Raw genomic sequence first — 26427 nt, forward strand, 5'->3', positions numbered from 1 at the left:
GGAACGCCCGTGGCGACGGACGGGAGGCGCGGTGCCAGCCGGCACCGCGCCTCCCGGCCGTCAGGGGGTCACGTGATCAGACGGACGCACCCGTCCACTCGTCCTCGGCCGCGACGTGGTCGCTCGTCGCGGTCCCCGCAGCGAGCGCCGCGGCCACGCGGTCGGCGTGCGAGGGCGGGTCGGACGGCACGTGCGCCGGACGGTCCGCCTCGTTGATCCTCCGGAGCTCGGGGACGATGTCCTCGGCCAGGATGTCGATCTGCTCGAGCACCGTCTTGAGCGGCAGCCCGGCGTGGTCGATGAGGAACATCTGGCGCTGGTAGTGCCCGACGTGGTCCTTCATCGTGGCGTACCGGTCGATGACCTGCTGCGGTGAGCCGACGGTGAGCGGGGTCTGGGCGGTGAAGTCCTCCATCGACGGGCCGTGGCCGTACACCGGGGCGTTGTCGAAGTAGGGGCGGAACTCGTCCCAGGCGTCCTGCGAGTTCTTCCGGGCGAAGAACTGCCCGCCGAGGCCGACGATCGCCTGGTCGGCCGTGCCGTGCCCGTAGTGCTCGAAGCGCTGGCGGTACAGACCGACCATCTGCTCGGTGTGCTGGATCGGCCAGAAGATGTTGTTGTGCAGGAAGCCGTCGCCGTAGTACGCGGCCTGCTCGGCGATCTCCGGCGTGCGGATCGAGCCGTGCCACACGAAGGGCGCGACCCCGTCGAGCGGACGCGGGGTCGACGTGAAGCCCTGCAGCGGGGTGCGGAACTTCCCCTGCCAGTTCACGACGTCGTTCTCCCACAGCTGGCGGATGAGCGCGTAGTTCTCGATGGCCAGGTTCACGCCCTGACGGATGTCCTGCCCGAACCACGGGTAGACCGGACCGGTGTTGCCGCGGCCCATCATGAGGTCCATGCGGCCGTCGCTGATCACCTGGAGCATCGCGTACTCCTCGGCGATGCGGACCGGGTCGTTCGTGGTGACGAGGGTCGTGCTCGTGGACAGGGTGATGTGTTCCGTCCGACCGGCCAGGTAGCCGAGCATCGTCGTCGGGCTCGAGGCGACGAACGGCGGGTTGTGGTGCTCGCCGGTGGCGAAGACGTCGAGGCCGGCCTGGTCCGCGTGCTCGGCGATCGTCAGGATGTCCCGGACGCGCTGGGTGTCGTCCGGCGTGGTGCCGGTCGTGGGGTCCGTCGTGACGTCGCTGACGGTGAAGATCCCGAACTGCATGGTGCCCGCCTCCTGGTGCTGGCTGCTGGTGCTGCTGATTCGATGCGTTTGCATCGACTTGCCGGGTACAACGTACCGCAGCCCCGGGCATTCCCGCCAGCGCCGAGTGCGTCCGGAGGCGCGCAGCGGCGGGTGCGTCCGGAGGCGCCTGGCGCCGGGTGTGCCTGGAGGCGTTCAGCGGCGACGCCTCCCGGTCGTCGAGGCGTCCGCTCGTTCGGGGGGGGCCAGTCCGCCTGGACTGCAGCTCAGCGGCGGGGCGGCAGGGCGCGTTCGTCCGTCTGCGCGGCGTGGTGGAGCCCGTCCGCGAGCCACACGACCGTGACGACCGCCAGCACGCTCACGCTCGACGCCATGCGGCCCGCGACCAGGACCGCGTCGTGCAGGTCGGCGACCCCGGCCAGGCCCGCGACCACGGCGACCACCCCGACGAGCAGACCGACGCCCGTCGCGACCAGGAGCAACGCGGTCACCAGGCGACGGGGGCCCCGACGCCCGTCCCGGTCCCCGCGCCCCCCGCGGTCGACCCGCGGTCCGACGGCACGGACGAGCCCGAGCCAGAACAGGGCGATCGCGCAGGCCCCGACGATGTCGCTCACCCGGTGCCAGCCGTACACGACCGTCTGGTTCGCCACGAACACGGCGTAGGCAGCCCCCACGATCGTCACCACCGGTCGCCAGCGCCGGGGCGTCACGAGGAGCACGGCGAACAGTGCCGCGAGCGCGATCGTCGCGTGTCCGGAAGGGTACGAGTTGGGCGTCTCCGACTGGGCGATCTCCGGGCGCTCGGCGATACGCTTCACGAGAGTCGAGGTGGCTGCCGACGCGAGCACCACGACGCCCGCTCCGAGTCCGACCGCGAGCCGGCGCCGGGCGAACGCGACGGCGGCGATCACGACCACCAGCAACAGGATGACCGGCACCGAGATGACGTTCAGTGCAGTGTCCGACCCGAACAGGTCGGACTCCCGGACCCCGCCGAGCGCGGCGTCCTCGACCCGCTGCCCGACCGGCGTCAGCACGGCGACGGCGTAGACGAGAGGCACGATCACGAACCCCAGAGCCGCCAGCAGCCCCCACCGCAAGCGCCGCGAGACCAACGGTCCGCGCGACTCGGGCGCGGTGCGTTCGGGCGTGCGGGTCACCGGCGTGGTCCTCCTCGGTGTGGCGATCATCGGTCTCCTCGTCCGGCTGGTGCCGCGCGTGCGATTCGGACGGTCGGGGTCCGACACGATACCGTTGGTCCGCCGGTCCGCGCCTGTGAACCAGGGGTCAGCCACCTCAGGATCCGACGGCCGCACCACCCGTGCACCGCGGGCAGGTGCTCCGGCTCCCGCCGCCGGTCCGTCCGGTGCGACCACCCTGTACCAGGAGGAGACCGAAGTGGCCATCAAGGAACCCAGCATCACGGCGTCGCCGAACCGGGGCCTCGCACTGACGGTGGGATCGCTCCTGGCGCTCTGGGGCTTCCTCGGCTTCTTCTTCGCCGCCGACGGCGACCCGGGCTTCTTCAGCCGCGAGGGCGGGATGCTCTGGAATGCCTTCGGCGTCAACCCGGCGATGTGCCTGCTCTGGATCCTGCTCGCCGTCGTGCTGCTCATCACGAGCCTCGGCACCACCATCGGTGCGCGGAACGGCAACCGTCTGGTCGGCGTCGTGCTCGTCGTCATGGCGGTGTACGGCTTCGCGCTCGGTGGCACCCCGGCGAACGTCTTCGCGCTGACCTTCGCGGACAACCTGTTCCACGCGATCATCGGCGTCGTCCTGCTCCTCACCGCCTTCGGTGCGGACCGCGAGAACGTCCGTGCGATCCGGGCGGCTCAGCGCGCCTGACGCGTCCGTCGTACGTCCTCGGCGCCCCGTCCACCGGCTGGTGGGCGGGGCGTCGTCGTCGGGGCTCGGCCGGCTCGCCGAGCGGGCAGGACCCACCACGGGTGCTCCACCGAGCGGGCAGGACACGCCAGGGTCGTCCGCCGAGCGGGCAGGACTCGTCGACGACTCCCGCCGACCGTGACGGATCCGGCCCGATCGGCGGGTGACGACCGTGACGGATCTGGCCCGATCGGCGGGCGTCCGACACCGGGGGGCGGAGGGGCCGGTGCGTCAGTCGCCGTCGGGGTCGGGCGCTGCCTCGAGCTCGGTCGCCACGACCCGCGGCGCCTCGGACATGAAGCGTCGGACGTCGAGGTCCACGATGATGTCCTGCGGCCGCAGCGGACGGGTCAGGTAGAGCCCCTCGAGCGAGGTCAGCCGCGACAGCGCCACGTACGTCTGCCCGGCGCTGAAGACCCGGTTGCCGAGGTCGACCACGGCGCGGTCGTACGTCGAGCCCTGGGACTTGTGGATCGTCACGGCCCAGGCCAGGCGCAGGGGGAACTGCTGGAACTCCCCCACGGTGTCCTTCTTCAGTTCCTTCTTGTCCGGGTCGTAGGAGTACTTGAACTTCTCCCACACGGACGGCTGGACCTCGAAGGACTCCCCGTCGACGTCGACCCACACGGTGTCCCGGATGGTGGTCACGACGCCGAGCGTGCCGTTCACCCAGCGCTGGTCGGGGTCGTTGCGGAGGAACATGACGTGCGCGCCGGGCTTCAGCTCGAGCGCCTCGTCCGCCGGGAAGTTCCGCCCGCCGAAGTCACCGTTGACGTCGGCCCTGGCGGTCTTCACCGTGCCCGGCAGCCGGTCGAGGGCCGCCTTGTTGATCCGCGCGACCGTGTCGTTCCGGGTCGCCAGGGTGATGGCGTCGTCGGGCGCCGGCCGGGCTCCGGCCGTGTTGAGCTGTCCGGCGATGTCGGCCGTGACCCGACCGTGCCGCACCGCGGTGAGCATCGCCGCGAAGGCGTCGTCACGCTGCCGGTGCACGGTCGCGAGCTCGACGATGTGCAGCTCGGCCTCGAGCCAGACCTTCGCGTCGAAGAACCACATCGACCGGTAGTGGTCCGTGAAGTACGCCCGCTCGTCGCCGTCGCCCGGGACCGGCGGCAGCTGGTACGGGTCGCCGAACATGACGACCTGCACGCCGCCGAACGCCTCGAACTGCCGTCCGCGGGCCTTGCGGAGCGACCGGTCCATCGCGTCGAGCAGGTCGGCGTTCACCATCGAGACCTCGTCGATGACCAGGGTGTCGATCGTGTTGAGGAGCTTCCGCGTCTCCGGCCCCTGACGGAGCTCGGCGTCGGCGATGAGCCCGATCGGCAGCCGGAACAGCGAGTGGATCGTCTGCCCGCCGACGTTGAGCGCGGCGACGCCGGTCGGCGCGCAGATGACGACCTGCTTCTCGGTGTTCCACGACAGGTGGTTGAGGAGCGTCGACTTGCCCGTGCCCGCGCGTCCGGTGATGAAGACGTGGTCGCGGGTGTGCTCGATGTACTCGAACACCGCCCGCTGTTCGGCGCTGAGCTCGACGCTCACCGCTCGGCCGTCCCGGACGCCGGCGCCGGATCCGGTGCCACGCTCGCCGACCCGGGGGCGGGCGCACGGTCGGGCGCGGGTCGGTCGCCGCGCAGTCGGAGCACCGTGACGACGACGACCGTCACGAGCAGCGCGATCCCCGCGACGACGAGCACGACTCCGGCCCGGGCCTGGTCGTCGATCGGGGTCGGGCCCCACTCGCGGCCCATCGCGCCGAACCACGACGCCTGGAGCAGGCCGAGGGGCCCCTGCATCGCGATGCCGAGCGAGACGGTGCCCGCCGCCACGACGACCGCGCCCGCGATCCGCACGAGCGCCGCGCCGGTGCTCGCCGCCCGGGCACCAGCGGCCACCGGGGTGAGGAGCGTTGGCACGGCGGACAGCCCGACGAGCAGCAGCCCGACGTCGACCAGGGTGCGGCCGGACGGGTCGCTCACCGACCAGCGCAGGACCTGGGTGGCGTAGAGCCCCCACCAGACCGCGGCCAGGAGCACGAAGGACGGGAACGGCTGCGCCAGGTACCGCACCACGCCGTTGTCGACGAGCAGGCCCGTCCACTCGCGGACGCCCGTCGAGCCGTCGTCGCGCGGGTGCACGGCGGACCGGATGAGCTGCACGGGAGCGGCCGCCCAGAGGAGTGCGGGGACGACCAGGCCGAGCAGCACGTGCGCGCCGACGTTGGCGGACACCAGGAAGCGGTCGTAGGTGTGCAGCGACCCCGACGTCGCCAGGACCAGCGTGACGACCGCGATCGCGGCGGCGACGGAGCGGCGCACCGGCCAGGAGACACCACGACGCCGCAGTCGGACCACGCCGGCGGTGTACGCGGCAGCGGCGAGCACGGCGGCCAGCAGCCAGAACAGGTCGATGTTCCAGGCGGTGAGCCAACCCCACGACCCCGGCGCCGCGGGGAGCGGGTCGTCGGTCAGCAGCTCGGCCGGGGTCGGGTTCGTCGTCTTGCTGAGGGCGACCTCGCCGGCCGGCGTCGCGGTCCGTCCGAGCGCTGCGGCGAACCCGCTCGCGATGCCCATCACGGCGAGTTCGACGAGCACGAGGGTCCAGAACGCACCGCGGCGCTCCGGGGCGTCGGAGAGCGACCGGATCGCACGACGACGTTGCACCGCGCCGAGCACGCCGATGCCGACGAGCGCGGCGGTCTTCACGAGCACGAGCACGCCGTACGGGCTGGCGAGGTTCGCCGGGGAGCCGATCCGGATGATCGCCGACGCCGTCCCCGACACCGCGACGAGCACGAAGCAGCCGAGCGCGATGCTCGAGTACCGCGCGACGACGAGCGGCAACCGGTCACCGGGCAGCACGTTCCGCAGGAGCACGACGAGCAGCAGGCCACCGACCCACAGGGCCGCGCCGACCAGGTGCAGTCCGAGCGCGGTCACCGCCGAGTCGTGGCTCGCGGTGCCCGCGGCGTGCCCCTGCTGCGCGAGCGGCACGAGCCCGACCATCGCGACGCCGGCGGTGAGCGCGACCATGCCCCGCCCGCGGACGGCGAAGCAGAGCACCGTCACGGCGGCGGCGATGAGCACGGAGACCAGCCACGCGGTGCCGAGGTCGGTGCCGGTGAGGAAGACCCCCATCGACTGGCCGAACTGCTCGTCGAGGCTGAGGGCCGACCCGGCGACGGACAGGAACGTGAAGAAGGTCGTGGCGGCGGCGGCGACGGTCCAGACCCCGGCGGCACCGGCGGCGACGTCGATCGCGCGGTTCCACTCGGGGCGGGTGCGGGAGAGTCCGACGACGGTGAGCGCGAGCCCGCCGATGGTCGCTGCCGCGGACAGGTCGACGACGAGCCGGGCGATCGGCAGCCCGAAGCGCACGACCGCGCCCGGGTCGGCGATGAGTGCGCGATCCGCCCCGCCGCCGATCACGAGGGCGACGAGGAGGGAGACGAACCCGACGAGCAGCAGCACGGCGGGGCCGGCGATGCGTGCGATCCGGTCCACCCGACAAGCCTAGGCGGTGCCCGACCGACCACGGCACGCCGGGTGGGTCGACCTGTGGGCGGTGCGCCGCGCCTCCAGGCCGTGCAGGACAGGCCGGGACACCGCGGACACGGGAGCCGCCCGGGAACGACGGAAGGGACGGCCGGAGCCGTCCCTTCCCGGTGGTGCTGAGCGGTCCTACTTGACGGCAGCCTTGAGCTTCGAGCCGGCGCTGACCTTGACCGAGTCGCTCGCGGCGATCTCGATGGCGTCACCCGTCTGCGGGTTGCGGCCGGTGCGCGCGGCGCGGTGGGTCTTCTCGAAGGCGATCCAGCCCGGGATCGTGACCTTGGTGCCGTCGGCGACCGACGACGAGACGACGCTGAACAGCGCGTCGACGACGCCGTTGACGGTGGCCTGGCTCTGGCCGGACTCCTGCGCGACGGCAGCGACGAGCTCGGTGCGGTTCAGTGACTTGTCAGCCATGGATGTCCTCCTCGGACTTCTTGCAGTGTCGGTGGGACGTCCGGGACGCCCGCCCGCCCGGAGCGGGGTGCCCTGGACGTGGTGGCCCCGCGGACGAGCACGCCCGGCGGAACCGTCAGCGAACCTACCAGCCGAGCGGGGTCCGGACGACCGACTCGCCCGGATTTCCGGGGTTGTGGAGGGTCTGGAGGGGTCCGAGTGACGGATGTGGCGACCGTGTACCCCGCTCGGGCCGGGAACGACGAACGCCCCGTCCCTCTGCAGGGACGGGGCGTTCGGTGGTGCTGGTGCTTACCAGGAGCTCTTCGTGATGCCCGGCAGCTCGCCACGGTGGGCCATGTCGCGGAAGCGGACACGGCTGATGCCGTACTCACCGAGGTGGCCACGGGGGCGACCGTCGATGGCGTCGCGGTTGCGGTAGCGGACCGGCGACGCGTCGCGCGGGAGCTTCTGCAGGCCGACGCGGGCGGCCTCACGCGACTCGTCGGTGCCGTTCGGGTCCACGAGGGCCTTCTTCAGCTCGAGACGACGCTCGGCGTAGCGCGCGATGACCTCGGCGCGCTGGTTGTTCTTCGCGATCTTGCTCTTCTTCGCCATGCTTAGCGCTCCTCACGGAAGTCGACGTGCTTGCGGATCACCGGGTCGTACTTCTTGAGCACGAGGCGGTCCGGGTTGTTGCGACGGTTCTTCTTGGTCACGTAGGTGAACCCGGTCCCCGCGGTGGAGCGGAGCTTGATGATCGGACGGACGTCCTGACCCTTCTTGGCCATCAGATCTTCTCCCCACGGGCGAGGAGATCCTTGACGACGGACTCGATGCCGCGTGCGTCGATCACCTTGATGCCCTTAGCGCTGAGCGTGAGCGTGACGTTACGACGAAGCGAGGGCACGTAGTACGTCTTCTTCTGCACGTTCGGGTCGAAGCGACGCTTCGTCCGGCGGTGCGAGTGCGAGATGTTGTGTCCGAAGCCGGGGGTGGCTCCGGTCACCTGGCACACTGCTGCCATGGTTTCCTCCTGAGGTACCGAGCGACCGGACGGCCGCTCCCAAGGTCACTTGCCTGGCACGCACGCGCTCGTCACCGTGAGGTGACCGCAGCGAGGGGGTTGTGCGCGCCGCCCAGGCCCGCTGACCCTGTCGAAGGACCCGCAGACACCGCGCGACCGCGGCGTACGCGACGGTCGGAGGGCTTGGAACAACTGGGTCTGCCACGCGGACGCGGCGGACCAGGGGTCAACGTTACGGGACGGCCGCGCGTGTCGCAAGCCGGGCCTCCCGTCCGGGTCGCACCGGTACCGGCCTGGAGGCGCGGCTCGGCCCCGTCACGCCGGTTCCGGTCCGGCCTGTCTCGGCACTCCCGGTCGCATGACCTGCCGTCGGGCGGCTCGGCAGACGGCATGTCGTGCGACCAGGACGGATGCGCGCGGCAAGTCGTGCGACGAGGACGGCCAGGAGGCCCGGACGCACCCGCGGCCTACGGTCCCGCGGTCGGCCGCGGCGCCAGCGCCTGCACCAGCAGCGCGCCGAGCTCCCGCGGAGCCGTGAACATCGGCCAGTGCCCGGTCTCGAGGCCCACGATCGTCAGGTCCTCGACGGCGACGAGCTCCGTCGTCCACGCGTGGTGCTCCGCCACCATCGCCGCGAGGTCCGTCGCCGGGACCTCGCACGACACCACCGTCGCGGGGATCGCGTGCCGCGCGGGGTCGGTGTAGTGGAAGGGGTCGGACGCCACGGCCGCGGGCTCCGGGACCGCCCGGCGCTCGAGGTCCTCCCGCACCGCGGGCGTCACGTCACGCACGGTCGCGGGCTCCCAGACGTCCCACGACGGCAGCGGTACGACCCCGTCGACCACGGGCAGCTCGTCGTTGACGACGGCGCCGTCCGGCCCGGGGAACGTGTCGACGTAGAGCAGGTGCGCCACGAGCGACGGTCGTCGATCGGCGGCCATGAGCACCATCGGACCCGCACCCGAGTGCCCGGCGAGCGCGACGGGCTCGTCCGGCGTGGCCACGGCGTCGAGGACCGCCACGATCCCGGCGACCTGCTCGTCGAGCGTGTCGCCCGTCCGCGTGATCGCCTGGACGGAGTGTCCGGCCTCCTGCAGCACGGGCGCCACCTCGTCCCACGCGCTCGCGTCGAGCCAGAACCCGGGCACCAGGATGACGTGCATGCGCGGCAGGCTACTCGCCGGTGCGCGCCGCGGTGCAGACCGCGCACTCGCCGAAGATGTCGACGACGTGGCTGGCGTTCGTGAAGCCGTTCGCCGCTGCGACCTCCTGCGCCCACCGTTCGACCGGGTCCGCCTCGATCTCGACCGTGCGGCCGCAGTTCCGGCAGATCAGGTGGTGGTGGTGCGCGTCGGTCGTGCACGCGCGGTACAGCGACTCACCGTCCTGCTGCAGCGAGTCGGCGTCGCCCTCGGTCGCCAGGTCGGCGAGCGCCCGGTACACGGTCGCCAGCCCGATCGTGGAACCACCGTCCCGGAGGTGCTGGTGGAGTGCCTGCGCACTGACGAACCCCTCGGTGCCGGAGAGCGCGCTGCGCACGGCCTCCCGCTGCCAGGTGTTCCGCTTCGGCTTCTGCACGGCGTTCACGCGGTGACTCCTTCCCTGCGGGTCGCGTCGGTCGACGCGTCGGTCCCGGTCGGGAGGCGCGGCACGCCTCCGTCGGTCTGCTCACGGTCCGCGATGCGGTCGCGTCCGCGTCTGTCCCTGCGGCTGCCGACGATCCGGCAGACGACCCAGATCACGAACGAGATCGTCGTGACGTAGGGGCTGATCGGCAGTCCGCCGCCGAGTGCGAGCAGGATGCCACCGACGACCGACACGACCGCGAACACCGTCGAGAGCACCGGGACGACCACGGGGTGCGAGGTCAGGCGGAGCGCGGCGGCAGCGGGGGTGACGAGCAGCGAGAGCACCAGCAGCGCGCCGACGATCTGCACCGACACCGCGGTCGCGAGCCCGAGCGCGAGCATGAACACGATCGCGAGGGTCCGCACGGGCACCCCGGCAGCGGCCGCGACGTCGGGATCGACCGACGAGAACATCAGCGGGCGCCAGATCACCAGGAGCGTCACGACGACGATCGCGGAGACGACGACCAGCGAGGTCAGCTGCGGGTTGTCGACCGAGACGATCTGCCCGGTCAGCAGCCCGAACTTGTTCGCCGCCCGGCCCTTGTACAGCGCGAGGCAGAGGATGCCGAGCCCGAGACCGAACGGCATGAGCACGGCGATGATCGAGTTGCGGTCGCGGGCCCGCGAGCCGAGCAGCCCGATGAGCAGCGCCGCGACGACGGAGCCGACGAGCGACCCGGTGACCACGTTGACGCCGAACAGCAGGGCGGCGCTGGCCCCGGCGAAGGACAGTTCCGAGATGCCGTGCACCGCGAACGGCATGTTCCGCGCGACGACGAACGGGCCGATGAGCCCGCCGACGATGCCGAGCACGGCGCCGGCCCAGATCGAGTTCTGGACGAGGACCAGGAGCTCGCCGTAGTCCTGGAACGAGAAGACGGTCGACAGCACGTCCATCAGATGCGTCCTTCGTCCGGGGTGGTGGCGTGCGGGTCGGCGTCGCAGTGGTGGTGCGCCCCGGTCTGGTCGTGGGCCTCGTTCGCGCCGACGATGACGATCCGTCCCATGGTGCGGACGACGTCGACCGGGGTGCCGTACAGGTCGCTCAGCACGTCGGCACGCAGGACCTCGTCGGGGGCGCCGATGCGGAAGCGCCCGCCGGCGATGTAGAGGACCCGGTCGACGACGTCGAGGATCGGGTTGACGTCATGGGTGACGAAGAGCACGGCGGCGTCCTGCTGCCGACGCTGCCGGTCGATGAGCTCGGTGACGCCCCGCTGGTGGCGGAGGTCGAGCGAGATGAGCGGCTCGTCGCAGAGGAGCAGTGCGGGGTCCGCGGCGATGGCCTGTCCGACGCGGGTGCGCTGCTGCTCACCGCCGGACAGCTCGGCCACCGGGGCGTCGGCGAACGCGGTCGCACCGACCTCGTCGAGGATGCGGTCGACCCGAGCGCGCTCGGCCCGGCTGGCGGGCAGGACACCCCACCGGGAGCCGGTCACCCCCTGGGCGATCATGTCCCGTGCGCGCAGGGGCGTGCCGGACTCCATGAGGCGCTGCTGCGGGATGTACCCGATCCTCCGGTGCCCGCGACGGACGGGCTGCCCGAGGAACGACATCGTCCCGCCCGTCAGGCGCTGCTGGCCGAGCACGGTGCGCAGGAGCGAGGTCTTGCCTGCGCCGTTCGGCCCGAGCACCGCGACGAACTCGCCCGGCGCCAGGTCGAGGTCGAGGTGGGACCAGAGGGTCCGCGATCCGTACGAGAGCGCCGCGTCACGGAGGGCGAGCACGGCGGAACCGCCACGGCCGGGGGCCGCAGCGGTTCGCGAGGGGGTCTGGACCGCGGTCACTTCGCGAGCGCCCCCGTGATCTCGTCGATGTTCGCCTGCTGCCACGAGACGTAATCCTCCCCCTTCGGGAGCGTCTCCGTGACACCGACGACCGGGATGTCCGCCTGCTCGGCGGCCTTCTGGACCTGCTCGGTCTCGGGGCTGGAGGTCTGCTCGTTCACGGCGAGGAGCCGCACCTGCTTGCCGGTGAACAGCTTGAGGGTGTCGTTGAGCGCGGCCGGCGGGACGTCGTCGCCCTCCTCGATGGCCTCGGCGAAGGCCTCGGGCGTCACGTTGTCGAGCCCCATCGCGTCGAAGAGGTACCCGGGGACGGGCTCGGTGTACGACACCTTCTCGCCGTCGACCTCCTCCTTGGCCGCTGCGGTCTGCGACTCGAGGTCGTCGAGCTTCGTGGTGAGGGTCTTCGCGTTGCGCTCGAAGGTGTCGGCGTGCGCGGAGTCGAGCTTCGTCAGGCGCTGTTCGAGGTCGGCCACGAGCTTCACCATCGTCGGGTAGTCGTAGAACACGTGCTCGTTGAACTCCGCGTCGCCGCCCTGGTCGAGTCCGGAGAGCTCCACGACGTTGATCGTGTCGGCCGTCGTGTTCGAGGCCTTCGCCAGGGTGGTCATGAAGTCGTCGTACCCGCCGCCGTTCTCGATGAGCAGGTCGGCCTTCGACACGGCGAGCTGCGTCTTCGCGCTCGACTCGAACGAGTGCGGGTCCTGCGACGGGTCATCGAGGATGCTCGTGACCTCGACGTCGTCGCCGCCGATCTCCTGCGCGATCGACCCGTAGACGTTCGTCGAGGCGACGATCCGGACGGTGCCGTCACCCGAGGCGTCACCGGAGGCGGAGGACGTGGCGCAGCCGCTCAGCGCGAGGGCTGCGGCGCCGGCGACGAGCGGCAGGGCGAGGAGGCGACGGTTCTGCATGGTGCGAGCGTACGGCTTGCTGATAACGGTTGTCAAAATCAGCCGAGCGACGGACGGAAGGCGCGGTGCCCGCCGGTACCGCGCCTCCCGTCCGGAGCAGGATCAGCGAGCGATCAGGGCTTGGTGGCCGCGTCGATCGTGTTCTCGGCGATCGTGTCGTCCTCACGGCCCGGTGTCCGCAGGTTCCACTTCCTGATCACGAACGAGAACAGGAAGTAGTAGACGACCGCGTACGCCAGACCGATCGGGATGAGCCAGATCGCCCCGTCGGCCTTGCCGAAGTTCAGCACGTAGTCGATCGCTCCGGCCGAGAACGAGAACCCGTCCCGGATCCCGAGCGCGTTGACCAGCGCCAGCGAGGTCCCGGTGAGGACCGCGTGGATGACGTAGAGCGGGAACGCCACGAACATGAACGAGTACTCGAGCGGCTCGGTGATGCCCGTCACGAACGACGTGAGCGCGGCCGAGATCATGATGCCGCCGACGACCTTGCGGTTCTGCGGCTTGGCGTTCCGCCAGATCGCGAGCGCACCGGCGGGCAGCGCGAACATCATGATCGGGAAGAAGCCGGTCTGGAAGATGCCCGCGGTCGGGTCGCCGGCCAGGAACCGCGCGATGTCGCCGTGGTAGGTCACGCCGTCCGCCGTGAAGCTGCCGAGCTGGAACCACGGGAAGAAGTTGAGCAGCTGGTGCAGGCCGATCGGGATGAGCATGCGGTTGACGAAGCCGAAGACGCCACCACCGATGACCGCGTTGTCCGCGACGGCCTGGCCCGCTGCGGTCAGCGCGATGTCGAAGTAGCGGTACACGAACGACATGAGCACCGCGATGACGAGACCGGCGACGGCCGTCAGGATCGGGACGAGACGGCGGCCGGAGAAGAAGCCGAGGAAGTCCGGCATCTTCGTGCGGTGGAACCGCTGCCAGAGCACGGCCGCGACGAGTCCCATCACGATGCCGCCGAGGACACCGAAGTTGATGGTGGCCTGCTCGCCGTTCGCGTCCTCCACCCCCGCGAGGACGATCGGCGACATGGCCTTCCAGACCTCGTACATGACCATGTAGCCGACGACCGCGGCGAGCGCCGTGGTCCCGTCCGACTTCTTCGCCCAGCCGATGGCGATGCCCACCGCGAAGAGCAGCGGCAGCCAGGTGAAGACGCCGTTGCCGGCCGCAGCGACGATCGAGGCTCCCTGCTCGAAGCCGGGGATGGCGCCGAGCATGTCGGACTGCCCCAGGCGGAGCAGGATGCCCGCGGCCGGCATGACCGCGATCGGCAGGAGCAGGCTCCGACCGAGGCGCTGGGCGTTCGCGAACAGCCTGGACTGCTTCTTCGGGGTCTTCTTGTCCGGCACGTCCGTTGCAGCAGCGGTGCTCATCGGCGTTCCTCTCGTCATCGGGTGGAGCTGGGCGCAGGGGTGAGTTGAGTCATGCGAGGACCCCGGGTAGCCTCGGCGGTACCGCCGGGTCCGGTCCTGTCCGGTCATGACCAGTTCCGTAGTCTGAACCGGTGACCAGATGCGTGTCAACCCGGCACGGAATCCGCAACGAGGAGGAAACGATGGCCGACATCAAGGCAGCCGACATCATCGCCGCACTGGGTGGCGCGGACAACATCGACGAGGTCGAGGGCTGCATCACGCGCCTCCGCGTCGAGGTCGAGGACGGCGACCTCGTGGACAAGGCCGCCCTGCAGGCAGCGGGCGCGCAGGCCGTCGTCGGCGGCGGCACCGGGTGGCAGGTCATCGTCGGTCCGATCGCGGACAACCTCGCGCAGGACATCCAGGACGAACTGTGACCGCGGTCCGGACCCCGTTCGCGGGCCCGGTCGTCGCACTCGCCGACGTGCCCGACCCGGTGTTCGCCGGGCAGCTGGTCGGTGCGGGGGTCGCCGTCGACCCGACGGGTGTCGCGGGTCCGGTGACCGCGGTCGCCCCGGTGGACGGCACGATCGTCAAGCTCCACCCGCACGCCTTCGCCCTGCAGGGCTCCGCCGGGACGGACGTCCTGGTGCACGTCGGCATCGACACCGTGCAGCTGCGGGGCGAGGGCTTCGAACTGCTCGCGGCCGAGGGTGACACCGTGCACGCCGGGGACCCGGTCGTGCGGTTCACCCCGAGCGTGATCGAGGCCGCCGGCTACTCCCCGGTCTGCCCGGTCGTGGTGCTCGGCAGTGCGCCGGACTCGGTCGAGCAGCGCTCGGTCGGCACCACGGTGCCCGAGGGCGCCACGCTCTACACGGTCTGACCGCGGGGGAACCCCGCCGAGTCTCGGCCCCGCGGACGTCTTCGCGGGAGCACGACCGCGAACCTGTCCGCGGAGCCGAGGCTCGGCTCCGGCCGCGGGGGCGGGCGGGCGGCAGCGCGCGCTACGCCCCCGGCCGTCGGGCGGTGACCTCCATCTGCACCCGGTAGCGGTCGGACCGGTACCAGGACCGGGCGTGCTCGACGGGCCGGTCCCCCGAGTACGACACCCGGTCGAACTCGAGCAGGGGTGCCCCGGTCCTGGTCCCGAGCAGCGTCGCGACGTCGTCGGCCGCGGGCTTCGCCGCCACCGTCTGCTGCGCCCGGTCGATCGGCACGCCGTACGTGTCCGCCGCGAGCGAGTACACCGACCCGGACAGGTCCTGGTCGAGCAGGCCCGGGTACGCCGTCGCCGAGAGCCAGGCGTCGTCGACGGACACCGGTGCGCCGTCCGCCATCCGCAGGCGCTTCAGGTGGTGGGCCGTGTCGCCCTCGTCGAGGCGCAGCGCGGCCGCGGTGTCGGCCGGCGGGACCCGCTCCTCGCGCACCAGCACGACGGTCGTCGGGACGTGGCCGAGCGCACGCATCTCCTCGGTGAAGGACGCCAGGTGCAGTGTCGACTGCACGGGACGGTGCGCCACGAAGGTGCCCTTGCCGCGCACGCGCTCCAGGTAGCCCTCGTTGACGAGCTGTCCGAGGGCCTCGCGCACCGTGATCCGGGACACCCCGTACTCGGCGATGAGCTGCCGCTCCGAGGGGATCGCCGCGCCGGGCGCGAGTCGGGCGGTCGCGAGGTCGAGCAGGATCCGCCGCAGCTGCTGGTGCTTCGGCTCGGCCCCCTCGGTGATGCGGCTCGTCATGCGGTCCTCGTGCTCCGGTGCTCGTCGACTCCGGGCGGTCCTCGCCCAGCTGGTCCTGTGCGGACATGACCAGTTGTCCTCACAGTAGCGATCAGGATGCGAGAAGCCAACGCCGTGACAAGATGACGCCCGTGACCTCGGTGGTGATCGTGGACGACGAGACGCTCGTCCGGTACGGCTTCGAACTCATCCTCGGCGCAGCGGCGGACATCGACGTCGTCGCCACGAGCGGTGACGTCGACGCGGTCGAGACCGTGCGCCGGCACGCCCCCGACGTGGTCCTGCTCGACGTGCGCATGCCCCGGGTGAACGGGCTCGAGGTGCTCGCTGCACTCCGGCAGCTGCCCGAGCCGCCCGCCGTGGCGATGCTCACCACGTTCGACACCGACACGCAGGTGGTCACCCGGGCGATGGAGTCCGGCGCCGCCGGGTTCCTGCTCAAGGACACCGACCCGGAGTCGCTCGCCGAGTACGTCCGGGCGCTCGCCCGCGGCGGCATCGTCCTGGCACCGGGCGTGGACCGCACCCGCCTGTTCGCGCACCGGCCGTCGACGCCGGCGCCGGAGCTCTCCGACCGCGAGCACGCCGTGGTGCGGCTCGTCGCCGAGGGTGCCAGCAACCCCGAGATCGGCCAGCGCATCGGTGTCAGCACGGGCACCGTGAAGGAGGACGTCCGCGCCCTCCTCGCCGCGTTCGGCGTCACCACGCGTGTCCAGCTCGCGCTGCGCGCGGCGGAGGCCGGGCTGCTCGATGGCTGAGCCCGCTCCGTCCGGTCGCGTCCGACGGCTGCTGGCGCGGACGGACGGGAGGCTCGACGCACTCGTCGACGTCGGCCTGCGTCGTGCGCGCGCCCACCCGGCCCCGTGGTGGCTGGTCGACGCGCTCTTCCTCGCGGCCGCCGTCGTCGACGCCGTGCTCGACATCGCGGGCGCCACGACGACCGAGATCACCCTGTCGCTCGTCGCGGCGGGTGCGCTCGTCCTCCGCCGGCGGCTCCCCGTCCTGGCCTTCGCGCTCACCATGCCCGGGCTCTTCATCGGCTCCGGCGTCGTCGCGGCGAGCATCGCCCTCTTCACGCTCGGTGAGCGGACGGACCGCCGGTGGCTCATGCTCCTCGCCGCCGTCGTGCAGTTCGTCGGGTTCAGCGGCTTCGTCGTCGGCCCACCGCAGCAGCTCGACGAGATCGTGGTGTCGATCGTGTACGCGCTCATCTTCGCGCTCGGCCCGCTCTCGATCGGCCTGCTCGTGCGGACCCGCGCGGACCTGGTCGACCGCATCGCCGAGCTCGGGGCCTCCCGCGCCGAGGAACGGCGTCGCGCGGCCGAGGTCGCCCTCTCCCGCGAACGCGCCCTGCTCGCGCGCGAGATGCACGACGTCGTCTCGCACCAGGTGACCCTCATCGCGGTGCAGGCCGGCGGCGTGCAGATGGCCGGGCGCGACGAGCAGGAGCGGGCGTTCGCGCGGACGATCCGGCAGCTGTGCGTCGTGACCCTGCAGGAGCTGCGCGAGATGGTCCAGGTGCTCCGGGCGTCCGGCGGCACCGACCGGGAGATCGCCCCGCAGCCCGTGCTCGCCGACCTGCCCCGGCTCGTCGCCGCGAGCGGGCTCGAGACCGACGCGGCCGTCGACCTGCCCGAGACCCTGCCCCTGCCCGTGCAGCGCGCGGTCTACCGCTTCGTGCAGGAGGGCCTGACGAACGTCCGGAAGCACGCCCCCGGCGCCGTGGTCCGGATCAGCGGTCGGCTGCACGGCGACCAGGTGCTCGTCGACCTCGTGAACGGGCCCGCACGTGCCGACCGGCTCGAACTGCCCGGGTCCGGCCTGGGGCTCATCGGGCTCGGCGAACGCGCGTCGCTCCTCGGCGGCCGCCTCGACTCGGGACCGCAGCCCGGCGACGGGTTCGCGCTGCACCTGCGCCTGCCCGTCGAGCACCGACCGAGCGTCCCCACCCCCTGACGGCCGGGCGAGCGAGCGGCGGACGACGGGTGACCAGCCCTCCGAGGGACGGTCGGTGGCCGATCGGCCACCCGTGTTCACGCCACCGCCCGATGCACCGACCCGGCAGGGTCGGCTGTGATGGCAGCGTGGTCCAGTCAGCGCTCGTCGCCAGCATCCGTCGACACCCCGTCTCCGTGGGCGTCGGCGTCGCCTCCGTCCTGCTCGCCGTCACGGCACGCGTCGCGCACGCCGAGCCGGACTTCCCGCACCACCCGCCGGTCGCCTGGGCGGCCCTCGCGGTCGTCGTGGCCGTCACGGTGCTCGCGGAACGCACGCTCGGGTCGCTGCGCACCGTCCTGGTCGGCGTGGGCGCGCCGCTCGCGGCCGTCGGCGTCACCTTCCTGGCGGTGACGGTCGGGTCGGCGATGGGCGAGGCGCACGCGGAGGCCGCCGCGGGTGAGCCGCTGTTCGCCCCGTCCGCCGTCGCGGCCGCCCTGCTCGCCGCGGCCTCCGCCACGATGCCGCCGGCCCGCCGTCGTCGTGTCCGCGCCGTCCTGTGGACGGTCGTGCTCACCCTGGTGCTGTTCGCCGGCCACGGCTCCGACACCGCGCGTGCCCTGGCGACCCTGTTCGGGACCGCCGCCGGAGCGCTCGTGGTGCGCCGCGCCTCCCGGCCGGCACCGACCGCGCCGCGCACCGACCGGACCGTCGTCACCCACCCGCGCTCGGTCGTCGTCGCGACGCTCGTCGCCCTCGGCGCGGGCACCCTGGTGACGCTCGTCGTGCCGGAGCCGGACGGCGTCCTGTCGCCGTTCGCCGATGCCATGAGCGACCGGGCGACCGTGCTCGTCGGGGTGCTCCTGGTCGGGGCCGCCTGGCTCGTCCAGCGCGGCCGTCGCACCGGGCTCGTCCTGGCGGCGGGCCTGCTGGTGACGCTGTCCGCCGTGCTCGCCGACGTGTTCCTCATCGAACCACTGCAGGACGGCTTCGTGCAGTGGCAGGGTCTGACGACCGACGAGGTCGAGTGGCAGGTCACGCTGCTCGGGGCCTGGGCCGTCCCCGCCGCCGTGCTCCTGGCGATCGTGGTGCTCCGCGGCCAGCTGGTGCGCGCTCGCTTCCGTGCGACGCCGACCTGCGGCGAGGACTACCTCGGCATGCTCCGCGAGGGGGACGCGGGCACGCTCGGGCACATGGGCACCTGGCGGGGCAACGCGACCTGGACGCACCCGGACGGACTCGGTGCCGTCGCCTACCGCGTGCACGGCGACGTCGCCCTGACCGTGTCGGACCCGGCGTGCGCCGCCGCGGACCGGGCCGAGGTGGTCGCCGCGTTCGCCCGCGCCTGCGAGCGGAACGGCTGGACCCCCGCGTTCACGAGCGTGCACGAGCCGGTGCGGGCGATCCTCGCGGCCGAGGGGTGGGCGTCCTTCCCCGTGGGCGTGGAGTCCGTGCTCGACGTGACGACGTTCGACCTGCGCGGCAAGAAGCGCCAGGACCTGCGCACCGCGTCCAACCGTGCCGACCGCGAAGGGCTCCGCGACGAGTGGACCACGCTCGCCGCCCTCGACGCCGACCAGCGCGCGCAGGTCGAGACGATCTGCACCCGCTGGGCAGCCGACCGTCGGCTGCCGGAGATGGGCTTCACGCTCGGTGGGTTCCGCGAGCTCGAGGACCCGGACGTCCGACTGCTGCTCGCCGTGACCGCCGAGGGTCGGGTGACCGCGGTGACGAGTTGGCTGCCCGTGTACGAGCACGGTGCCCTGACCGGGTACACGCTCGACGTCATGCGACGCGGCGAGGACGGGATGCCCGGGGTGATGGAGTTCCTGATCGCCCGGACCGCCCTGCGCGCCCGCGAGGCCGGCCTCACCACGATCAGCCTCTCCGGCACGCCGCTCGCACCGCACACCGACGCCGGGTCGTGGGTGGCCCGCGGGTCGGCGCTCCTCGCCCGGGCGCTCGAGCCCGTCTACGGCTTCCGGTCGCTGCAGCGCTTCAAGGAGAAGTTCGGCGCGCGCCACGAGCCGCTCTGGCTCGTCGTCCCGAGCGCGCTGCAGGCGCCCCGGGTGGCGCGAGCGCTCACCAGCGCGTACGTGCCCGGGCTCCGTCCCAAGCACCTGTGGGCGCTCCGCCAGGCGCACGTCGCCCCGGCGGCTGAGCAGCCGGCCGCCCGCTCGTGAGCCCCGTCGAGTGGCTGCTCGCGACGCAGCTGCAGGCACCGAACAAGCTCGTGCCGGCCGACCTGGCGTTCGCCGTGCTCGCGACCGCCGTCCTGCTGCCCGCCGTGCGGCAGTGGCGGTCGCGGCAGGCCTGGCGCCGAGCGGCCCTCCGCGCCGGCATCGCTGCCGCTGCCGCGCTCGTCGTGCTCGCCGCCTGCTGGTTCACCACGCAGGTCGTCGACCTGTTCGGCGTCGCGCTGAGCCCGATCACGCAGATGTGGAGCGCCTTCGCCGGCGCGGCACTCGCCCTCGCGGTCACCGGTCTGGTGCAGGGCGGCGGATGGCGTCGCGCGCTCGCGATCGTCCTGGTGCCGGCGGCGCTCGTCGTGCCTGCGCTCGGCATCAACGTCGAGTTCGCCAAGTACCCGACGCTCGGCACCGTCGTGCAGAGCGACCCGTGGCCCGCCTACGACCGTGACGCCGCTCCCCTCGACACGATGCCCACCGCCGGGATCGTCCGGACCGCGACCATCCCCGGCACGCGCTCGCACTTCGACGCGCGGCCGGCCGTCGTCTGGCTGCCGCCGGCGGCCCTGGTGCGGGACCCGCGACCACTGCCCGTCGTCATCGCCTTCTCGGGGCAGCCGGGTGCGCCCGGGGACCTGTTCACCGCCGGTCGTCTGGCGGAACCCCTGGACGCCTACGCCCGCGCGCACGACGGTCGGGCGCCCATCGTCGTCAGCGTCGACCAGCTCTCCGCGCCGGGGAGGAACACGATGTGCGTCGACTCCCGGCTCGGGAACGTCGCGACCTACGTGACGCAGGACGTGCCGACCTGGATCCACGCGAACCTGCCCGCGACGACCGACCGGAAGGCCTGGGGGCTGACCGGGTTCTCGCAGGGTGGCACGTGCACGATGCAGTTCCTCACCGGGCACCCGTCCGCCTTCGGTGCGGCGCTGGCGGTGTCGAGCGAGCTCCAGCCGATCGACCAGGGCCCGCAGCACAGCGCCGACCAGGCGTTCGGCGGATCCGTGGCGGCCTGGCAGGCGGCGGCACCGATCGCACAGATGCGGGAGCACGGGCTGGACGGCCACGCCCTCTGGCTGACCGCCGGGTCGTCCGACCGGAAGTTCAGCGAGAACGCACGGGAGCTCGGTGCGGCCGCGCGGGAGGCCGGGGCCCGGGTCGAGGTCGGATCAGCGCCGGGCAGCGGTCACGACTGGAACACCGTGCAGTGGTCGTTCCGGACGTACGTCGGGCCGTTCGCGGACGCGTTGTCCGCGGCGGAACCTCGATCGCAGAGCTGAATATCGTACATCCGATGTTTGACATCACCCGAAGCGCTCCGTCACGCTGATCGGACACACCAGACGAACGGAAGGGTGACGACATGGAACACAAGGGGAAGCAGGTCCTGATCGGCCTCACGCTGACGATCGGGCTGGTCGTCGGCGGGACCGCGACGGTGGCGGTCGCGAGCCCGACCGAGGTGCTCGGGCAGGGCTCGGAAGCGGGCGGGATCGTCATCCCCGACTCCGGTGCCGGAACGTCCGGAGAGCGTCGCTCCTCGGTCCTGCAGCGGAGTGACGGCGGGGGCGGGAGCTTCTGGCAGTGGGGCGTCGGCAGCAGTGACGTCTGGTCGAACTACTTCCGCGAGAAGCGCTGCCACGGCGCGACCGCGGTCGGGAAGAAGTCGAGGCAGGTCACGGGTGTCCCCGGCGGTCGGTACGCCTACGCGATCACCCCGAAGAAGTTCAGCGGGAACCAGGCCTACTACCACAACTGCTGACCGTCGACGGTCCTGAGAACCGCATGCGACCCCGTGCACTGGTACTCGCCTACGCCATTCCGCCCGTCCTCGCGTTCGTCCTCGCCTTCGTCGGACTCACCGTGGCGGACGAGACCAGCGTGGTCGGGGCGACGTCCTCGGTCACCGTCTCCCTCGGCGGCGCGGCGCGGTCGAACCGGATCATCGCCGGAGCGATCACCCGCGTCGCCGAGGAACACCACGCAACCGTCGTCCGGATGGTCGCCGACCGCGCGGACCCGGACGGACGCCGGACAGCGCTCGTGACCGACGCTCCGGGGACGCTCGGCGAGCAGTGGCTCCGTGACGGCTACCCGGACTTCTCCAGTGCGGTCTCGACCCGGGTCCGACCGATGGCCGACCTCGACCGCGTCGACCCGACCGGCACGTACGAGCTGTTCGGCGACGATGCCGCCCGCCACGACCTGGTCCGCGCCTTCGACTCGGTCGGCTACGGAGCGACGACCGAGTCGATCCGGGCCCTGACTCGACTCGGCATCGGCGAGACGGTCGACGGCACCCTCGGTCTGGTCGGCATCCTGGTGCTCGGATCGGCCACCGCGTGCCTGGTGGCGACGGTCGGCTCGCCGCGGCGCTGCGCGGTCCGCCGACTGCACGGGCAGAGTGCCGTGCGGATCCTGCGGCAGGAGCTCGGTGCACTGCGGACGAGCGCGACGGTCGTGCTCGTCGGCGCGCCACTCGCCGGCGTCGGCATCTGGATCGTCAACCGCGCAGCGCAGTGGCCGGCACTCGTCGCCGCGTCCGCGGTGCTCGGCGCCGCGCTGCTCACGCCGGTGCTGCTCGCGCACGCGACGGGCGTCCTCCTCGCCTGCCGACGGCCCCTGGTCGACGCGCTGCGTGGCTCGCGGCCACCGGGTGGGGTCGTCGGGTTCGCGCACATCGCACGGCTGGCGGCGACACTGCTGCTCGTCGCCGCGGTGAGCGGTCTCGTCGGCGCCGAGGTCGTGGCGCGGACGTCCGGCACCGATCGGGACCTCCGGGCGGCAGGGACGGTCGTGCAGCTGTGGATCACGCCGGACCCCCGACCGATCGAGGCGCAGGCGTACTGGGACCGGCTCGGCCGGTTCGCCGGTGGCGCACTGCAGGACCACGACGCACTGCTCACCGCGCTCAGGGAGGTCTCGACCGGCGAGGGCGGCGCGGGGGTGTCCGCGCTCTTCGTCGACGCCGAGTACCTCCGACTCCAGGACGTCCGCGCGGCGGACGGCACCCGCATCCGTGCCGGTGCGACGCCGACCGTCTGGCTCCCCGAGCGCAGCAGGCTCGACCCGGACGCGCTCGTCAGGTCGCTCACCGACTGGGACTTCCGCGACGCGCCCGCTGCGGCCACCCGGGACGTCACCGTCGGGCGGCTCGGCACGCCGGAGCTCTGGACGTACCCGGACGGCGGCTCGGTGCGGGGCTGGCTCGACGACGCCGTCCTGGTGGTCGTCCCGACGCCGGCCACGATGTTCTCGGCGGACCAGCTCGGCTCGTGGCTGTCGACCGGCGACGTCGCGTTCCGCGACCGTGCGCGCGCGGAGCGGGCGATCCACGCTGCCGGGGTCGGCTCGGAGATCAGTGCCGTGGTGGACGTCGGACAGGCGGCAGCGGAGACCGCACGCGGTGCCCGGCGGACGGTCGTCGCCCAGTCCGCTGCGGTCGTGAGCGGTGCCGTGGTGTCGGTCGCGCTCGCCGTGCTCGCGACGTCGGCACACCGTCGCCGGCACGGACGGGCCCGTTTCACCAAGACCGTCGCGGGCGTCCACCCGGCGCGGGCCGACGCCGACCTGCTCGCCGTCGAGGTGGTGTCCGTCGCCGTCGCAGCTGTCGCGGCGGGTGCGGCGTGGTCCCGGCTCAGGCCGGATGCGTCGTGGCAGGTCTCGACGCTGGACCCGCTGACGCAGACGGCCACGCCAGCAGCGCTGCTCGCGATCGCGGCCGCGGTGGTGGTGTCGATCGTGAGCACCGTGATCGTCCTGGGCACGGCCCGGGGCACCGACAGGTCCCGAGGAGACGAAGCACGATGATCGACGTCCTGACCGTCAGCAAGCAGCGGGGCGGTCGCACAGTCTGGAAGGACCTCACCTTCTCGGTCGCCGCCGGCGAGGTCGTGGCGCTCACGGGGCCCAGCGGCTGCGGCAAGTCGACGCTGCTCGACTGCGTCGGCCACATCGACCGGGTCGACTCCGGGACGATCAGCATCGGCGGTGTGGACGCGGGACGGAGCGCACGCCACGCGCGCCTGCTCCGCCGGGACCACATCGGCTACCTGTTCCAGGACTTCGGGCTGGTCCACGATGCAACCGTGGGGGCGAACGTCGACCTCGCCCGACCGACCGGACGCGGCCGTCGTCGGGGCCTCTCGACCGCCGCGGCGCTCGAACAGGTCGGACTCGGCGGCCGCTCGACGGCGCGCGCCCACGAGTTGAGCGGCGGCGAGCAACAGCGCGTCGCGCTCGCGAGGCTCCTCGTCAAGCAGCCGTCCGTCATCCTCGCCGACGAGCCGACCAGCGCGCTCGATGCCGACAACGCTGCGCTGGTGCTCGACCGGCTCGAGTCGTTCGCGGCCGCGGGCGCCGCGGTCCTCATCGCGACGCACGCGCCGTCGGTCACACGGCGCGCGGCACGCGTGATCGCCCTCCGGGATGCTCGGGACCATCGAGGCGGACCCTGAGCAGGCCCGCTCCTCGGCGCCGTCCGCCCCTCAGGCGTTGCGGACGAGCCAGGCGAACTGGTCGTCGGTGAGTTCGCGGTCGGTCCACACCTGACCGAGCACGCCGTCCGGAGCAGCGACCGACGCCGACCCCTGCCAGACGAGCGAGAGCCCCACCTTCCGCAGCACAGCGGCCGATGCCGGGTTGTTCGTCAGCACCCGGCCGGTCACCGGCGCGCAGGGAGCTGCGCGGTGCGCTTCGGCCACGGCGGCGCGCGCGAGTTCGCCGGCGTACCCGTTCCCCCAGGCCGCGGGAGCCAACCGGTAGCCGAGGTTCCAGACCCCCGCCGTCGTCATGTCGACGCCGCCGACCCCGACGAACGCTCCGTCCGTCGTGCGGACCGTCCACGAACCGAGGCCGTACCGGGCCCGACCGCCGATCTTGCGCTGCACCAGGTCGACCGTCGTCGCACGGTCGGTGTGCCGCCCGGAGGGCAGGTGTCCCCAGGTCCGCGCGTCGGAGAACACCGCGTGCACGTCGTCGATGTCGGCGGGCGTGAGCGGTGTCAGCACCAGGCGATCCGTCCGGATCTCCTGCTGTGGGGTCAGGAGCTGGTGGGCCATGGTCCGATCATCACCCCGACCCCCGACAAGTGGGTGGACACCACGCGACGTCCGCGCGATCCGGCCCCGGACTGCGGCTTCGCGCAGCCCGGGGCCGGACCGGTGACGGGCGTGCAGGCGTCAGTCGAGCAGCAGCGCCGGCTCCTCGAGCACCGAAGCGATGTCGTGCACGAAGCGCGAGGCCACGTCGCCGTCGACGACCCGGTGGTCGAACGAGGCACCGATCGTGGTCACCATGCGCGAGCGGACCTCGCCGTCGACGACCCACGGCTTCGGCTTGATCGTGCCCATCGCGACGATGGCGACCTCGCCCGGGTTGAGGATCGGGGTGCCGGTGTCCATGCCGAAGACACCGATGTTCGTGATCGTCACGGTGCCGTCGGCCATCTGCTGCGGCGTGGTCTTGCCGTCGCGGGCGGTGAGCGTCAGGTCCTCGAGCGCCTTCGCGAGCTCGAACAGGGACATGTCCTGCGCGTCCTTGATGTTCGGCACGATGAGCCCACGCGGGGTCGCCGCGGCGATGCCGAGGTTCACGAAGTGGTGGACGATGATCTCCTGGTCGGTCCAGGTCGAGTTCACCGACCGGTTCCGACGGACGGCCCAGATGACCGCCTTGGCGAAGACGAGCAGCGGCGAGACCTTGACGCCGGCGAACGTCGGCGAGGACTTCAGGCGCTTGACGAACTCCATGGTGCGGGTCGCGTCGACGTCGACGAACAGGGACACGTGCGGCGCCGTGAACTTCGACGTGGTCATCGCCTTCGCGATGGCCTTCCGCACGCCCTTGACCGGGATGGTCTCGCGGCGGACGTCGCCCCACTCGGGCGTCTCGATGTTGCGGAAGACGCCGGCCTGCTTCGCGTGCCGGATGACGTCGTCGCGCGTGACCTCGCCGGCGAGACCCGTCGGCACGACCTCGGTCAGGTCGACGTCCAGGTCCTTCGCGAGCTTCCGGATCGGCGGCTTCGCCAGGACGATGCCCGACACGACGGCCTTGCGCGGTCGGGAGCCCTGCTCGCCGACGGCCTGCGAGATGCTGTCCTCGCCCGGGTCCGAGGCGGCCTCGGCCGCGGCGACGGCGTCCGCACTGGAGGCACGGCTCACCTCGGCGGCGAGCGCTGCGGCCCGGCGGGCGCCCGGCTTCCGGCGGGACGGGGACGTGGTCGCGGAGCCGTACCCGACCAGGACGGCGCCGGACGACTCGTCGGAGCCGACGACGGTCGCGTGGTCAGCGACCGGCTGCGACGGAGCCGCGTGCCGCGGTTGCTGCGGAGCAGCAGCTGCCGGTGCGGCCGCTGCGGGTGCGGCCGGGGCGGCGGCCGGTGCCGGCGGGGTCTGCTGCGCGGAGGTCTGCTGCACGGGCGCCGGCGGCGTCGGCGCGACGGGAGCCGGAGCGGCCGCTGCGGCAGGCGGGGTGACGGCGACGTCCGGCGAGGCCGGGGCGCTGTCGGCAACGGTGGACGGGCCTCCCGGCTGGGCGGACGTCGACGCGACCTGCACGTCCGAGTCGACCCGGATGATCGGCTTGCCGACCTCGACGGTGTCACCCTCGGAGACGAGCAGCCCGGTGACGGTCCCGGCGAACGGCGACGGCAGCTCGACGAGCGACTTCGCGGTCTCGATCTCGACCAGGACCTGGTCGACGGCGACCTCGTCCCCGATCGCGACGCGCCACTGCACGATCTCGGCCTCGGTCAGGCCTTCGCCCACGTCGGGCAGGGGGAATTCGGCGGCGGGCACTGCGGCTCCTTC

27 protein-coding genes are annotated in these 26427 nt (G+C 72.4%); 10 read left to right on the top strand and 17 right to left on the bottom strand.

Annotated elements, in window-relative coordinates; all coding sequences use genetic code 11:
- Nucleotides 1–76: 76 nt before the first annotated feature.
- Entirely contained in the window at nt 77–1216 is a 1140-nt protein-coding gene (locus JOD95_RS07505; RefSeq protein WP_209684223.1) for a CE1758 family FMN-dependent luciferase-like monooxygenase, read from the bottom strand.
- 245 nt (nt 1217–1461) lie between these two features.
- Nucleotides 1462–2358, bottom strand: a complete 897-nt coding sequence (locus tag JOD95_RS07510) for a phosphatase PAP2 family protein (RefSeq protein WP_209684224.1) — start codon at nt 2356–2358, stop codon at nt 1462–1464.
- 238 nt (nt 2359–2596) lie between these two features.
- Between JOD95_RS07510 and JOD95_RS07515 the strand changes: the two genes are divergently transcribed.
- Nucleotides 2597–3046 carry a DUF4383 domain-containing protein gene (locus JOD95_RS07515; protein ID WP_209684226.1) on the top strand — a complete coding sequence of 150 codons (450 nt, stop codon included), beginning with the start codon at nt 2597–2599 and terminating at the stop codon, nt 3044–3046.
- A 270-nt stretch (nt 3047–3316) separates the two neighbouring features.
- Here the strand turns inward: JOD95_RS07515 and JOD95_RS16670 are convergent, their stop codons facing one another.
- The 12 genes from JOD95_RS16670 to JOD95_RS07575 all read right to left on the bottom strand — a co-directional run bounded on the left by JOD95_RS16670 (nt 3317) and on the right by JOD95_RS07575 (nt 13764).
- On the bottom strand, nt 3317–4624 hold the full coding sequence (locus tag JOD95_RS16670) for an ATP-dependent RecD-like DNA helicase (protein WP_209684228.1): 1308 nt from the start codon (nt 4622–4624) through the stop codon (nt 3317–3319).
- Entirely contained in the window at nt 4621–6585 is a 1965-nt protein-coding gene (locus tag JOD95_RS07525) for a cytochrome c oxidase assembly protein (RefSeq protein WP_209684230.1), read from the bottom strand. Before JOD95_RS07525 ends, JOD95_RS16670 begins: the two co-directional genes overlap by 4 nt.
- A 177-nt stretch (nt 6586–6762) precedes the next feature.
- Complete coding sequence (locus tag JOD95_RS07530; protein ID WP_058727660.1) at nt 6763–7050, bottom strand: HU family DNA-binding protein; 288 nt, start codon at nt 7048–7050, stop codon at nt 6763–6765.
- A gap of 291 nt (nt 7051–7341) precedes the next feature.
- Nucleotides 7342–7647: a 30S ribosomal protein S14 gene (gene rpsN / locus JOD95_RS07535; RefSeq protein WP_022903745.1), complete on the bottom strand. Its 306-nt coding sequence runs from the start codon at nt 7645–7647 to the stop codon at nt 7342–7344.
- Between the two features lie 2 nt (nt 7648–7649).
- On the bottom strand, nt 7650–7820 hold the full coding sequence (gene rpmG, locus JOD95_RS07540; RefSeq protein ID WP_022908193.1) for a 50S ribosomal protein L33: 171 nt from the start codon (nt 7818–7820) through the stop codon (nt 7650–7652).
- Entirely contained in the window at nt 7820–8056 is a 237-nt protein-coding gene (gene rpmB / locus JOD95_RS07545) for a 50S ribosomal protein L28 (protein ID WP_022903747.1), read from the bottom strand. The genes rpmG and rpmB overlap by 1 nt, the downstream gene beginning before the upstream one ends.
- Before the next feature lie 467 nt (nt 8057–8523).
- Nucleotides 8524–9219: an alpha/beta fold hydrolase gene (locus tag JOD95_RS07550; protein WP_209684232.1), complete on the bottom strand. Its 696-nt coding sequence runs from the start codon at nt 9217–9219 to the stop codon at nt 8524–8526.
- Nucleotides 9220–9229: 10 nt separating this feature from the next.
- On the bottom strand, nt 9230–9643 hold the full coding sequence (locus JOD95_RS07555; protein ID WP_081984565.1) for a Fur family transcriptional regulator: 414 nt from the start codon (nt 9641–9643) through the stop codon (nt 9230–9232).
- Nucleotides 9640–10584: a metal ABC transporter permease gene (locus JOD95_RS07560; RefSeq protein WP_066651805.1), complete on the bottom strand. Its 945-nt coding sequence runs from the start codon at nt 10582–10584 to the stop codon at nt 9640–9642. The genes JOD95_RS07555 and JOD95_RS07560 overlap by 4 nt, the downstream gene beginning before the upstream one ends.
- Nucleotides 10584–11414 carry a metal ABC transporter ATP-binding protein gene (locus tag JOD95_RS07565; protein WP_271826745.1) on the bottom strand — a complete coding sequence of 277 codons (831 nt, stop codon included), beginning with the start codon at nt 11412–11414 and terminating at the stop codon, nt 10584–10586. The genes JOD95_RS07560 and JOD95_RS07565 overlap by 1 nt, the downstream gene beginning before the upstream one ends.
- 56 nt (nt 11415–11470) lie before the next feature.
- Nucleotides 11471–12385: a metal ABC transporter solute-binding protein, Zn/Mn family gene (locus tag JOD95_RS07570; protein WP_209684236.1), complete on the bottom strand. Its 915-nt coding sequence runs from the start codon at nt 12383–12385 to the stop codon at nt 11471–11473.
- Between the two features lie 113 nt (nt 12386–12498).
- The gene (locus JOD95_RS07575; protein WP_209684237.1) at nt 12499–13764 is read right to left on the bottom strand and encodes a PTS transporter subunit EIIC; all 1266 of its coding nucleotides are present in this window, start codon (nt 13762–13764) and stop codon (nt 12499–12501) included.
- 161 nt (nt 13765–13925) lie between these two features.
- Here JOD95_RS07575 and JOD95_RS07580 point away from each other — a divergent pair, with 161 nt between their 5' ends.
- Nucleotides 13926–14183, top strand: a complete 258-nt coding sequence (locus JOD95_RS07580; RefSeq protein ID WP_268746776.1) for a PTS transporter subunit EIIB — start codon at nt 13926–13928, stop codon at nt 14181–14183.
- On the top strand, nt 14180–14632 hold the full coding sequence (locus tag JOD95_RS07585; protein ID WP_209684238.1) for a PTS glucose transporter subunit IIA: 453 nt from the start codon (nt 14180–14182) through the stop codon (nt 14630–14632). The genes JOD95_RS07580 and JOD95_RS07585 overlap by 4 nt, the downstream gene beginning before the upstream one ends.
- A 121-nt stretch (nt 14633–14753) precedes the next feature.
- Here the strand turns inward: JOD95_RS07585 and JOD95_RS07590 are convergent, their stop codons facing one another.
- Nucleotides 14754–15488 carry a GntR family transcriptional regulator gene (locus JOD95_RS07590; protein ID WP_066651794.1) on the bottom strand — a complete coding sequence of 245 codons (735 nt, stop codon included), beginning with the start codon at nt 15486–15488 and terminating at the stop codon, nt 14754–14756.
- 131 nt (nt 15489–15619) lie between these two features.
- Here JOD95_RS07590 and JOD95_RS07595 point away from each other — a divergent pair, with 131 nt between their 5' ends.
- The 7 genes from JOD95_RS07595 to JOD95_RS07625 all read left to right on the top strand — a co-directional run bounded on the left by JOD95_RS07595 (nt 15620) and on the right by JOD95_RS07625 (nt 24072).
- Nucleotides 15620–16246, top strand: a complete 627-nt coding sequence (locus JOD95_RS07595; RefSeq protein ID WP_200884149.1) for a response regulator transcription factor — start codon at nt 15620–15622, stop codon at nt 16244–16246.
- A complete protein-coding gene (locus JOD95_RS07600; protein ID WP_066651791.1) occupies nt 16239–17444 on the top strand; it encodes a histidine kinase in 1206 nt (401 codons plus the stop codon). The genes JOD95_RS07595 and JOD95_RS07600 overlap by 8 nt, the downstream gene beginning before the upstream one ends.
- A 128-nt stretch (nt 17445–17572) precedes the next feature.
- The gene (locus JOD95_RS16920) at nt 17573–19606 is read left to right on the top strand and encodes a bifunctional lysylphosphatidylglycerol flippase/synthetase MprF (protein WP_209684239.1); all 2034 of its coding nucleotides are present in this window, start codon (nt 17573–17575) and stop codon (nt 19604–19606) included.
- Entirely contained in the window at nt 19603–20895 is a 1293-nt protein-coding gene (locus JOD95_RS16925) for an esterase family protein (RefSeq protein WP_209684240.1), read from the top strand. The genes JOD95_RS16920 and JOD95_RS16925 overlap by 4 nt, the downstream gene beginning before the upstream one ends.
- Before the next feature lie 83 nt (nt 20896–20978).
- Nucleotides 20979–21377, top strand: coding sequence for a lactococcin 972 family bacteriocin (locus tag JOD95_RS07615; protein ID WP_066651785.1), 399 nt, complete (start codon nt 20979–20981; stop codon nt 21375–21377).
- Between the two features lie 23 nt (nt 21378–21400).
- The gene (locus JOD95_RS07620) at nt 21401–23425 is read left to right on the top strand and encodes a hypothetical protein (protein WP_209684241.1); all 2025 of its coding nucleotides are present in this window, start codon (nt 21401–21403) and stop codon (nt 23423–23425) included.
- Nucleotides 23422–24072: an ATP-binding cassette domain-containing protein gene (locus JOD95_RS07625; RefSeq protein ID WP_209684242.1), complete on the top strand. Its 651-nt coding sequence runs from the start codon at nt 23422–23424 to the stop codon at nt 24070–24072. The genes JOD95_RS07620 and JOD95_RS07625 overlap by 4 nt, the downstream gene beginning before the upstream one ends.
- 30 nt (nt 24073–24102) lie before the next feature.
- Here the strand turns inward: JOD95_RS07625 and JOD95_RS07630 are convergent, their stop codons facing one another.
- Both JOD95_RS07630 and JOD95_RS07635 read right to left on the bottom strand, forming a co-directional pair.
- Nucleotides 24103–24675 carry a GNAT family N-acetyltransferase gene (locus tag JOD95_RS07630; protein ID WP_066651778.1) on the bottom strand — a complete coding sequence of 191 codons (573 nt, stop codon included), beginning with the start codon at nt 24673–24675 and terminating at the stop codon, nt 24103–24105.
- A gap of 120 nt (nt 24676–24795) precedes the next feature.
- Nucleotides 24796–26415, bottom strand: coding sequence for a dihydrolipoamide acetyltransferase family protein (locus JOD95_RS07635; RefSeq protein ID WP_209684243.1), 1620 nt, complete (start codon nt 26413–26415; stop codon nt 24796–24798).
- Nucleotides 26416–26427: the final 12 nt, after the last annotated feature.

Source organism: Curtobacterium sp. 1310, assembly GCF_017834105.1.
GTDB lineage: Bacteria > Actinomycetota > Actinomycetes > Actinomycetales > Microbacteriaceae > Curtobacterium.

What these genes read in the sequence shown, in the direction of transcription:
- JOD95_RS07530 (WP_058727660.1), bottom strand. Translation starts at nt 7,050, where the DNA reads ATGGCTGACAAGTCACTGAACCGCACCGAGCTCGTCGCTGCCGTCGCG.
- JOD95_RS07600 (WP_066651791.1), top strand. Translation starts at nt 16,239, where the DNA reads ATGGCTGAGCCCGCTCCGTCCGGTCGCGTCCGACGGCTGCTGGCGCGG.
- rpmB (WP_022903747.1), bottom strand. Translation starts at nt 8,056, where the DNA reads ATGGCAGCAGTGTGCCAGGTGACCGGAGCCACCCCCGGCTTCGGACAC.
- JOD95_RS07505 (WP_209684223.1), bottom strand. Translation starts at nt 1,216, where the DNA reads ATGCAGTTCGGGATCTTCACCGTCAGCGACGTCACGACGGACCCCACG.
- rpsN (WP_022903745.1), bottom strand. Translation starts at nt 7,647, where the DNA reads ATGGCGAAGAAGAGCAAGATCGCGAAGAACAACCAGCGCGCCGAGGTC.
- rpmG (WP_022908193.1), bottom strand. Translation starts at nt 7,820, where the DNA reads ATGGCCAAGAAGGGTCAGGACGTCCGTCCGATCATCAAGCTCCGCTCC.
- JOD95_RS07560 (WP_066651805.1), bottom strand. Translation starts at nt 10,584, where the DNA reads ATGGACGTGCTGTCGACCGTCTTCTCGTTCCAGGACTACGGCGAGCTC.
- JOD95_RS07590 (WP_066651794.1), bottom strand. Translation starts at nt 15,488, where the DNA reads ATGACGAGCCGCATCACCGAGGGGGCCGAGCCGAAGCACCAGCAGCTG.
- JOD95_RS07625 (WP_209684242.1), top strand. Translation starts at nt 23,422, where the DNA reads ATGATCGACGTCCTGACCGTCAGCAAGCAGCGGGGCGGTCGCACAGTC.
- JOD95_RS07550 (WP_209684232.1), bottom strand. Translation starts at nt 9,219, where the DNA reads ATGCACGTCATCCTGGTGCCCGGGTTCTGGCTCGACGCGAGCGCGTGG.
- JOD95_RS07620 (WP_209684241.1), top strand. Translation starts at nt 21,401, where the DNA reads ATGCGACCCCGTGCACTGGTACTCGCCTACGCCATTCCGCCCGTCCTC.
- JOD95_RS07575 (WP_209684237.1), bottom strand. Translation starts at nt 13,764, where the DNA reads ATGAGCACCGCTGCTGCAACGGACGTGCCGGACAAGAAGACCCCGAAG.
- JOD95_RS07570 (WP_209684236.1), bottom strand. Translation starts at nt 12,385, where the DNA reads ATGCAGAACCGTCGCCTCCTCGCCCTGCCGCTCGTCGCCGGCGCCGCA.
- JOD95_RS07615 (WP_066651785.1), top strand. Translation starts at nt 20,979, where the DNA reads ATGGAACACAAGGGGAAGCAGGTCCTGATCGGCCTCACGCTGACGATC.
- JOD95_RS07630 (WP_066651778.1), bottom strand. Translation starts at nt 24,675, where the DNA reads ATGGCCCACCAGCTCCTGACCCCACAGCAGGAGATCCGGACGGATCGC.